1 protein-coding gene and 1 pseudogene are annotated in these 4,259 nt (G+C 62.3%); both read right to left on the minus strand.

Annotated elements, in window-relative coordinates:
• A partial coding sequence (locus FZ029_RS32650) for a calcium-binding protein (protein ID WP_149274350.1) occupies nt 1-3,076 on the minus strand: 3,076 nt, incomplete at its 3' end.
• Nucleotides 3,077-3,187: 111 nt separating this feature from the next.
• Nucleotides 3,188-4,259 (minus strand): annotated as a pseudogene (locus tag FZ029_RS32655) (hypothetical protein); the annotation flags it as partial.

The following is a 4,259-nucleotide window of genomic DNA, read 5'->3' on the forward strand; positions in this document are numbered from 1 at the left end:
GGGTGTAGCTGGCGAGACCGGTTCGCACCTCGTCGGTGCCCTCCCCGGCGGTCTCGACGATGACGTCGCCAGCGTCGCTCACGATGTAGGTGTCATTGCCGGCACCGCCGCGCAGGGTGTCGATCCCGGCGCCACCGTCCAAAGTGTCGTTTCCGGCACCGCCCTGGAGGATGTTTGCCAACCCATTGCCGGTCCCGGTGAAGGCTCCGCTGCCGATGAAGGTCAGGTTCTCGACGTTGGCGCCCAGGGTGTAGGCGTTCAGCGTCGTGCGCACCTCGTCGGTGCCTTCGTTAGCCAGTTCGGTCACCACGTCGCTGACATTATCGACGACATAGACATCGTCACCGATGCCACCCACCAACGAATCCGTTCCGCTTCCACCATCCAGCGTGTCGTTGCCCGTACCACCGATCAGGGTGTCGTTCCCTGCGCCACCGAATGCAGTGAGTGGTCCGGACAGTGACGTCCACAGACGATCATTGCCGACATTCCCATAGACCACCTCAAAACCACTGCCACCAACGTCCAGGGTCAGGGCCGTTGGGGAGTCGAAAATCAGCGTGTCGACACCAGCGCCCCCGATGAAAACATCCCCCGCGCCTCCGACAATGGTGTCATTTCCGTTGCCTCCGTCGAGGTAATCGGAACTCCCGTTGCCCTGAAGCAGATCATCTCCATCGAGCCCGAAGATCCGAGTTCGGTTAATGCCTGCGACAAGCGTGTCGTTGCCCAAGCTGCCATACAGGGTGTCGTAGGGGAAAGCCGTCTTCAAAACCCGCGACTGGATCCCCTGGCTGCTCCCATCCGGAGAAGCCCAGGCAGTGACGATGCTGCCGTCGTCGCGGACGGCCATGGCTTGCTGATACTGGTTGCCCGCGGTCGTATCGGTCAGGAGGAACTCGCCGCCGACACGCACGGCATTGGCGTCGTAACGCTGCCCGAATATACCGGCACCGCTGCCATCCTGGTTGTCGCCTGCCGAATACAGCACCAGGAAACCACCGTCGGGCAAGGATGCCATCCGGCTGTCGTACTGATTGGCAGCAGTTGCGGTGTTGACCAGGAATTCCCCGCCGACCTTGCCTCCGGCCGCGTTGTAGCGTTGTCCGAAGATGCCGTTCCCGCCACCGTCCTGATTGGCCGAGGTCCAGGTCACGACGAAGCCACCGTCGGGCAGCGCCACCGCGCTCGGCAGCTGCTGGTCATAGGCGGTGGTCGCATTGACCTGGAAGACACTCCCCTGCATCGCTCCGGTCGCATCGAACCGTTGCCCAAAGATGCCCGTGCCGCTGCCGTCCGGCTTCTTCCACAAGGCAACGAAGCCGCCATCGGTCAAGCCCGTGATCGTCGGCGACCAATTCACCCCCACCCCGCCCCCGACGGTGCCGACCAGGAAGTCCTGGCCGACCGCGGCTCCCGCAGCATCGAAGCGGCGGGCGTTGATCGACTGGACGGTTCCGTCCGCGTTCATGGTGAACCAAGAGACGAGGTGTCCACCGCCGGCAAGCGGACTAACCGTAGGCCAAATCTGGCTTCCAGCAATGGTAGAATTGACGGTGAACTCGCTACCAGACGCGTTTCCGGCCGCGTCATAGCGCTGACCGACGATGTCGACATTTGGATTTGCCCCGGTCTGCCAGTAGACGACGAAGCTACCGTCGGAGTTGGCCAGGACCGTCGGCATCGCCTGGTCCCCAGCGGTGGTGGTGTTGATGCGGAACTCGCCGCCGACAGGATTGCCGGACGCATCCAGCCGACGCCCATACACGCCGGCGCCGCTGCCATCCTGGCCCATGGACATCCAGACGATCACCGAGCTGCCGTCGTGGAAGGAGGCGATGTTGGGAACGCTTTGGTCGTTCGCCGTCGTCGTGTTCACCCAGCGCTCGCCACTCGGCAAAATTCCGGGGAGTACCGGAGCGATGATGCGCGACTGGATCCCCTGGCTGCTCCCATCTGGAGAAGCCCAGGCGGTGACGATGCTGCCATCGTCGCGGACGGCCATGGCTTGCTGATACTGGTTGCCCGCGGTCGTATCGGTCAGGCGGAACTCGCCGCCGACACGCACGGCATTGGCGTCGTAACGCTGCCCGAATATACCGGCACCGCTGCCGTCCTGGTTGTCGCCTGCCGAATACAGCACCAGGAAACCACCGTCGGGTAAGGATGCCATCCGGCTGTCGTACTGATTGGCAGCGGTTGCGGTATTGACCAGGAATTCCCCGCCGACCTTGCCTCCGGCCGCGTTGTAGCGTTGTCCGAAGATGCCGTTCCCGCCACCGTCCTGATTGGCAGAGGTCCAGGTCACGACGAAGCCACCGTCGGGCAGCGCTACCGCGCTCGGCAGCTGCTGGTCATAGGCGGTGGTCGCATTGACCTGGAAGACGCTTCCCTGCATCGCTCCGGTCGCGTCGAACCGTTGCCCAAAGATGCCCGTGCCGCTGCCGTCCGGCTTCTTCCACAAGGCAACGAAGCCGCCATCGGTCAAGCCCGTGATCGTCGGCGACCAATTCACCCCCACCCCGCCCCCGACGGTGCCGACCAGGAAGTCCTGGCCGACCGCGGCTCCCGCAGCATCGAAGCGGCGGGCGTTGATCGACTGGACGGTTCCGTCCGCGTTCATGGTGAACCAAGAGACGAGGTGTCCACCGCCGGCAAGCGGACTAACCATAGGCCAAATCTGGCTTCCAGCAATGGTAGAATTGACGGTGAACTCGCTACCAGACGCGTTTCCGGCCGCGTCATAGCGCTGACCGACGATGTCGACATTTGGATTTGCCCCGGTCTGCCAGTAGACGACGAAGCTACCGTCGGAGTTGGCCAGGACCGTCGGCATCGCCTGGTCCCCAGCGGTGGTGGTGTTGATGCGGAACTCGCCGCCGACAGGATTGCCGGACGCATCCAGCCGACGCCCATACACACCGGCGCCACTGCCATCCTGGCCCATGGACATCCAGACGATCACCGAGCTGCCGTCGTGGAAGGAGGCGATGTTGGGAACGCTTTGATCATTCGCCGTCGTCGTGTTGACCCAACGCTCAGACTGAAAAGTCCATGAACTCAAGACGGACGCCATTGATGCTTCTCCTGAAAATCTTCTGGTTTTATTTTCTGATTGTGCATTCGAATACTTGTCCGCCAGAGCACCCTTTGACGGACAACCGGCAACGAGGCCGCAGCCCCGGTATCAGGCCGATGGCACCACCCAGATGTCAGTTGCCGACAGCGAGCGGACGTTCAGCATGGCAATGGTCGTTGCCGACATTGCACCATTCCCGTCGGGATCGTAGGACAAAGCTCCTGTGGTGGTGTTGAATACGAAGCGGTCGTCGGCGTCGCCCGGTGCGTTAAGTGCAAAGCGGGCGGTGTCGAGCTGGCCAATCGGCAAGTTGCCGAAGCTGGAGCCGACGACTTCGATCCGATCCTGACCGGCTTGGAAATCGGTGATGGTGTCCAGCCCTTGGTTCTGTCCAGTAAAGAGGAACCGATCTGCTCCCGCCCCTCCGGTGAGGGTGTCTGCGCCAGACGAACCGAATAGCGTATCGCTGCCAGTCGTGCCGACGTAGTTCCCTTGTGATGTCGTGTTTGTCGTGTAGGTTCGCATAGCGATTTCATAGTCGCTGCTGCTTGCTGTCGACAGATCGGGGCGGATCCAAACAGCAGTGAATCCCCCATCGGGACGCGCAGAAAGTTCAGGGTAAGCGGCATCGGCAGCCGATGCCGGACTGATCTGGAACTCCCCTGCCGTCGGAGTGCCGTCCGCATTAAATTTCCGCCCAAAAAGAGAATAGCTGCCAGGGCTGTTCCGATTTCCCCAGCTCACCATGAATGTGCCGTCAGCCAAGCCCGTTACCGCAGGCTGGTACTGATCATAGGCCGTCGTCTGGTTGATCAGGCGCTCCCCTCCCCGGCGGGTTCCGTCGGCGTTGAAGACTTGGCCGTAGACACCAGTGAAGTTTCCGTCCTGTCCAGCAGACTGCCAGACCACGACCCATCCGCCGTCGGTCAACGCGGACACGGCGGCATAGGTCTGATCACCGCTGGTATAGCTGTTCACCCGGGTCTCCAAACCGACCGGGTTGCCGGCAGCGTCGTAACGCTGCTGATACATTCCGCTTCCGCTGCCATCCTGGGCACCGCGCGACTCCCAGGTCACGACCCAGCCACCGTCCTTCAATGCGACCACTTGGCTGAAGCCCTGCCAGTCGGTCAGGGTGGTGTTCACCCGCGTCTCTGAGCCAAACGGATTGCCGGCAGCG

Origin of the sequence: Azospirillum sp. Sh1 (genome assembly GCF_008365135.1) — a bacterium.
Classification (GTDB): domain Bacteria; phylum Pseudomonadota; class Alphaproteobacteria; order Azospirillales; family Azospirillaceae; genus Azospirillum; species Azospirillum oryzae.